Genomic DNA, 5,141 nt, shown 5'->3' with positions numbered 1-5,141 from the left:
ATGCAGTCCATCGCGCGGACTCAGGGGTACGCCACGGCTCAGGCCGAGGGCAAGGCCGTCCTGGAGCTGCAGCAACGCAAATACGCCGAGGCAGAAGCCCGCAGAGCCCAGCAGGCAGAGGCGGATGCCAAAGCCAGCGCGAAGCGCCTGCAGGAAGAGGCCGGCCGCGCGGACAAGCTTGCCGCCGACCTGGCCGAGAAGAAACGCCAGTACCGCAACACCACCGACCGACTCTCTGGAGAGATTGCCCGTGTCAACGACCTATACCGGGACGCGCTCGACGCGCCGCCTAAGCCTGTGCCTGCTTGCGTGCTTACTCGCGGCTGGGTGCGAATCTACGACGAAGCAACCGGAGCCCGAATGCCAGCCGCGGTTGATCCCACAGGAACTGCTGCGCCGGCCACCGCAGACGACCCCGCTGAGCAACTCCCCTCAGGCATCGATCAGCGCGCCGTCCTGGCCCACCACGTCCGCTATGCCGAGCAGTGCCAAGGCACGGCCGCTCAGCTGGACGCTCTGATCAACGTCCTGGAGGGCCATTGATGGCAACCGAAATGATCGGCTGGGCAATCACGCTGCTGTCCACCTTTGCCGGGATTGTGGTCGGCCTGGTCCGACTGCTGCTGTGGCAGTTCGAGAAACGCCTCTCCGAGAAGTTCGCCGCCCAGGACGAGGCTCGCCGCGAGGCTGGCGAGCACTGGGAAAAGAACTTCGCCAAGGTCCTAGAGCGCCAGGACAAGGACGCGCTGGCGGTGCAGCAGCTGGAGCGCGCCTTCCTCAACTTCAAGGCCGAGCTGCCCATGGAGTACGTCCGCCGAGAGGACTGGGTACGTGGGCAGTCCGTGATCGAGGCCAAGCTGGACGGCTTGGCGCTCAAGTTTGAAAACATCCTGCTCAAAGGAGCGCGCAATGATTGACCCCGCCAAGGCCCGCCGGGAATCCCTCCGCTGGTTCATCCTGCTGACCCTCAACACCTCGCGACCCGTGGACCCGCACGAAACCGTCGTGCTCTCCACCATCCAGGGCATCTACCCGGACGCCACGCCGCTGGAGCTGCGCCGCGAACTGGACTACCTGGCCGACCGCAGCCTGGTCACTCTGGACAAGAAACCCTCTGGATACTGGGTCTGTGGCCTGACCCACTACGGCGTCGACATCGCCGAGTACGCCATCGAATGCCACCCCGGTATCGCTCGCCCCGAGAAGTACTGGGGCAACGGGAGCGCCTGACATGCCGCCCCGTTCGAAGGTGAAACAGCTGCCGCCCGAGATGAAGGCCTGGCTCGACCAGTACCTGGTCGACACCAACTTCTCTGGCTACGAGGCACTCTCTGCTGAGCTGGAGGCGCGCGGCTACAGCATCGGCAAGTCTGCACTGCACGCCTACGGCCAGAGTTTCGAAGACCGCCTCGCGGCGCTCCGAGAGTCCAGCGAGCAGGCAAAAGCCGTGGTGACGGCGGCCCCTGACGATGAGGGCGCCGTCAACGAGGCGCTAATGCGCCTGGTCCAGGATCACCTGTTCAAGCTGCTGATGGCCTCCGAGGGCAAGCTGGACCTGCCCAAGGTAGCGAAGGCCGTGGCTGAGCTGGGCCGCGCGTCTGTCGTGCAGCTCAAATGGAAGGCCGAGTTCCGCGACCGTGCCGAGGCAGCTGCAGCCAAGGTCGACAAGATCACGACCAAGGGCGGCTTGAGCGCCCAGGCGCGCGACGAGATTCGCCGGGAAATCCTGGGGATGGCATCGTGAAGCTTGCACCCGCGCAGACGCCAGAGCCGGAGCGCTCACCGCTTGCTGACATCATTTCCCAGGGCACGGTGGTGGACGTGCCGGCTGTACTGCTGGGCTACCAGCAGCGATGGGCCGGAATTCGTGCCCCGCTCAAGGTCGGCGAGAAGTCGCGCCGGATCGGTCTGACCTGGGCGGAAGCGGCTGACAACGTGCTGGTGGCCGCCAGCTCGACCAGGGCGGGAGGTATGAACGTCTATTACCTGGGCTACAACCAGGACATGACGGTCGAGTACATCCAGGCCTGCGCCATGTGGGCGCGGGCCTTCAACTACGCGGCCGGCGAGATCGAGCAAGGCATCTGGGAAGACGAAGACCCCGACAAGCACATCAAGACCTTCACCATCTCTTTCCCCAGTGGCTACCGCATCGTTGCCCTGACCAGTCGGCCATCCAACCTGCGGGGCCGCCAGGGCGTTGTGGTGATCGATGAGGCTGCCTTCCACCCGGACCTGGCCGAGCTGCTCAAGGCAGCGCTGGCCCTGCTGATCTGGGGCGGCGAAGTACACGTCATCAGCACCCACAACGGCACGGACAACCCTTTCAACGAGCTGATCGACGAGATTCGCTCGGGCAAGCGCAAGGGCGAGCTGTTCCGCTGCACCTTCCGTGAAGCGGTCGAGGATGGCCTGTACAAGCGAGTGTGCCTGCGTAAGGGCATCCCCTACGACGCGGCCAATGAAGCCGAGTGGGTCGCGGACGTTTATGGCTTCTATGGCGACGCGGCCAACGAAGAACTGGATTGCATCCCCAGCCAGGGCGGCGGCACTTATCTTTCCCTGTCGCTCCTGGAGAAGCGCAGTCGAGCCGGTGTGCCGGTGCTGCGCCTGGCCTATCCCGTGGGCTACGTCACCACGGATGAACATCTGCGGCTGGCGGACAGCTGGGCGTGGTGTGAGCGTGAACTTGCGCCGCTTTTGGCACAGTTGCCCCACAATGTCTGGAGCTTCTACGGCATGGACTTCGCCCGCAGTGGCGACCTCTCGGTGATTGTGCCGCTGGTCATGGAGCAAGACAGCCGCAAGCGACCGCCGTTCCTGGTCGAGCTGCGCGGCGTGCCGTTCAAGCAACAGGAGCAAATTCTGTTCTACATCGTCGACCGGCTGCCGAGCTTCATGTCAGGCGCCCATGACGCCCGAGGTAACGGCCAGCAACTGGCCGAATCCGCAGCGATCCGTTACGGCCACAGTCGTATCAGCCAAGTCATGCTGACCGAGGGCTGGTATCGGGACAACATGCCCGGCCTCAAGGCTGACCTGGAAGACGGCAGTCTGTACGACCTCCCCAGCGACCGCGACTACATCGGCGATATGCGCGCCTTCAAGATGGTCAGAGGGGTGGCACGCATCCCTGACCTGCGCACCACGGAAACCGATGGCGGCAAGCGCCACGGTGACGCCGGTATTGCCACCGCTCTGGCGCGGTTCGCCAGCCGCATGGAGATCGAGCAGTACGGCTATGACGCCGTGCGTTCCTCCAACTCCGACAAATTCGACGACGATCACCAGACCTCTGGCTGGGGCGTCAGAGGTGTTCTGTAATGGCCAACTCCCCCATTCTCGATAGCACTGGGCGCCCGATCCAGAAGGTCGACATCCTGGACGAAGTGGTGCATGCCAGCGTTACCGGCGTGCGCCAGGCCTGGTCGACGGACAACATCTCAACCAGCATCGACCCAGGCCGGCTGCGTGCCATCTTGCAGGCGGCCGCCCAAGGCGATGCGCGGGACTACCTGACGCTGGCCGAGGAAATGGAAGAGAAGGACCCGCACTATGCGGCGGTCCTGGGCACGCGCAAGCGCGCAGTATCTGGCCTGTCCATTGCCGTTGAGCCCGCCAGCAGCGAGCTGCGAGCCGAGGAGATCGCCGACTCGGTGCGCCAGCTGGTGGACGCGCCGCAGTTTGGCGACATGCTTGATGACCTCCTGGACGCCATCGGAAAGGGATACTCGGTAGTTGAGCCTCTGTGGGAGTACCGCAGAGAGAAGCTCTGGCCCAAAGCCTACAAGCATCGTGATCCGCGCTGGTTCCAGTTCGACCGAGAGACTGGGGAGCGCCTGCAGCTGCTGCAGCTCGATGGCTCCCTGGCCGATCTGCCGCCTGATCGCCTTCTGGTCCATACGCCTCGGCTCAAGTCAGGCCTTCCCATCCGGGGCGGTGTGGCTCGCCTGGTCGCCGTGGCGTTCATGTGCAAGGCATTCGGCCAGAAGGACTGGATGCGCTTTGCCGAGCTGTACGGCATTCCGTTGCGGATCGGCCGCTATGGCCCTGGTGCGAAGCCTGACGACATCGCCGTGCTGCGCCGCGCCGTGGCCCAACTGGCCGCCGATGCGGCAGCGGTTATGCCGGACGGCATGAAGATCGAGTTTCAGGAGATCGCCAACGCGGCGGGTGGTGCCGACCTGTTCGAGAAGCTGGCCGAGTGGCTGGACAAGCAGATCAGCAAGGCGGTCCTGGGCCAGACCATGACCACGGATGATGGCTCCAGCCAGAGTCAGGCGAACGTCCACAACGAAGTACGCAAGGACATCCTCAAGGCCGACGCCAAGCAACTGGCCGCCACGGTCAACCGCGACCTGGTGCGCGTGTTCGTCGACCTGAACTACGGCCCGCAAGAGGAATACCCACGAGTTGTACTCCAGGTAACGGAGCCCGAGGACCTCAAGGTACTTGCCGACGCGCTCGGCCCCTTCATCGACCGTGGCCTGCGTGTTGATTCCGCTGCGATCCTGGACAAGTTCGGCCTGGCCGCACCGGAGAAAGGGGCCGAAGTACTGCGTCCCATCAATGACCAACTGATGCCGCAAGCTCTCAACCATGAGCAGACCTGCAGCTGTCGCGGCTGCAGCAGGCAACGCCTGGCCTTGAACGCCGAGCAGCTGCAGCGCGACGAGCTGGACCAGCTGGCCGACGACGACCTGAGTGACTGGGAGCCGCTGATACGCCCAGTGCTCGACCCCATCCAGGCGCTGGCCAACAAGGCGAAGGACTTCGACGAGTTCAAGGCTGGCCTGGCTGGCCTGCTCGATGAGATGGACCCCGCCCAGCTGATTGACGCGCTGGCCTCCGCGAGCTTCAAGGCACGCGCCCTGGGCGATGCGAGGGACGCGCTTTGACGACAGATCAACCTCAGGTTCCAGTGCCAAAGGAAGCGCTAGATTGGCTGCGCGCCAAGGGCATCAAGCCTGGCTTTGACCATCGCGATGTGTTCCAGGAAGAGCACGCCACCATCTTCACGGTGGCCAAGGCCATGAAGCTGGACATCCTGGAAGCGATCCGCTCAGCCGTGGACGAGATGGTCGACGGCGGCCAGGACTTCAACACCTTCCGCCGCGAGCTGCAGCCGCTCCTGGTCAAGC

General features: G+C 64.3%; 7 protein-coding genes. All 7 read left to right on the top strand.

Features of this window, described 5'->3' with window-relative positions; translation table 11 throughout:
* A partial coding sequence (locus L6D89_RS32080) for a hypothetical protein (protein WP_236202309.1) occupies positions 1–543 on the top strand: 543 nt, incomplete at its 5' end.
* Complete coding sequence (locus tag L6D89_RS32075) at positions 543–917, top strand: hypothetical protein (RefSeq protein ID WP_054906978.1); 375 nt, start codon at positions 543–545, stop codon at positions 915–917. The genes L6D89_RS32080 and L6D89_RS32075, both read left to right, overlap by 1 nt.
* On the top strand, positions 910–1,230 hold the full coding sequence (locus L6D89_RS32070; protein WP_236202308.1) for a hypothetical protein: 321 nt from the start codon (positions 910–912) through the stop codon (positions 1,228–1,230). The genes L6D89_RS32075 and L6D89_RS32070 overlap by 8 nt, the downstream gene beginning before the upstream one ends.
* Position 1,231: 1 nt before the next feature.
* Positions 1,232–1,744, top strand: a complete 513-nt coding sequence (locus tag L6D89_RS32065; protein ID WP_192401393.1) for a DUF3486 family protein — start codon at positions 1,232–1,234, stop codon at positions 1,742–1,744.
* A complete protein-coding gene (locus L6D89_RS32060) occupies positions 1,741–3,324 on the top strand; it encodes a hypothetical protein (protein ID WP_236202307.1) in 1,584 nt (527 codons plus the stop codon). Before L6D89_RS32065 ends, L6D89_RS32060 begins: the two co-directional genes overlap by 4 nt.
* Positions 3,324–4,898, top strand: coding sequence for a DUF935 domain-containing protein (locus L6D89_RS32055; RefSeq protein WP_236202306.1), 1,575 nt, complete (start codon positions 3,324–3,326; stop codon positions 4,896–4,898). Before L6D89_RS32060 ends, L6D89_RS32055 begins: the two co-directional genes overlap by 1 nt.
* A 23-nt stretch (positions 4,899–4,921) precedes the next feature.
* A partial coding sequence (locus L6D89_RS32050) for a phage head morphogenesis protein (RefSeq protein WP_445009257.1) occupies positions 4,922–5,141 on the top strand: 220 nt, incomplete at its 3' end.

It is taken from the genome of Pseudomonas pseudonitroreducens (genome assembly GCF_021603645.1).
GTDB lineage: Bacteria > Pseudomonadota > Gammaproteobacteria > Pseudomonadales > Pseudomonadaceae > Pseudomonas > Pseudomonas pseudonitroreducens.
The sequence above is the reverse complement of the archived record's forward strand: the minus strand, read 5'-3'. Positions and strand labels throughout refer to the sequence as shown.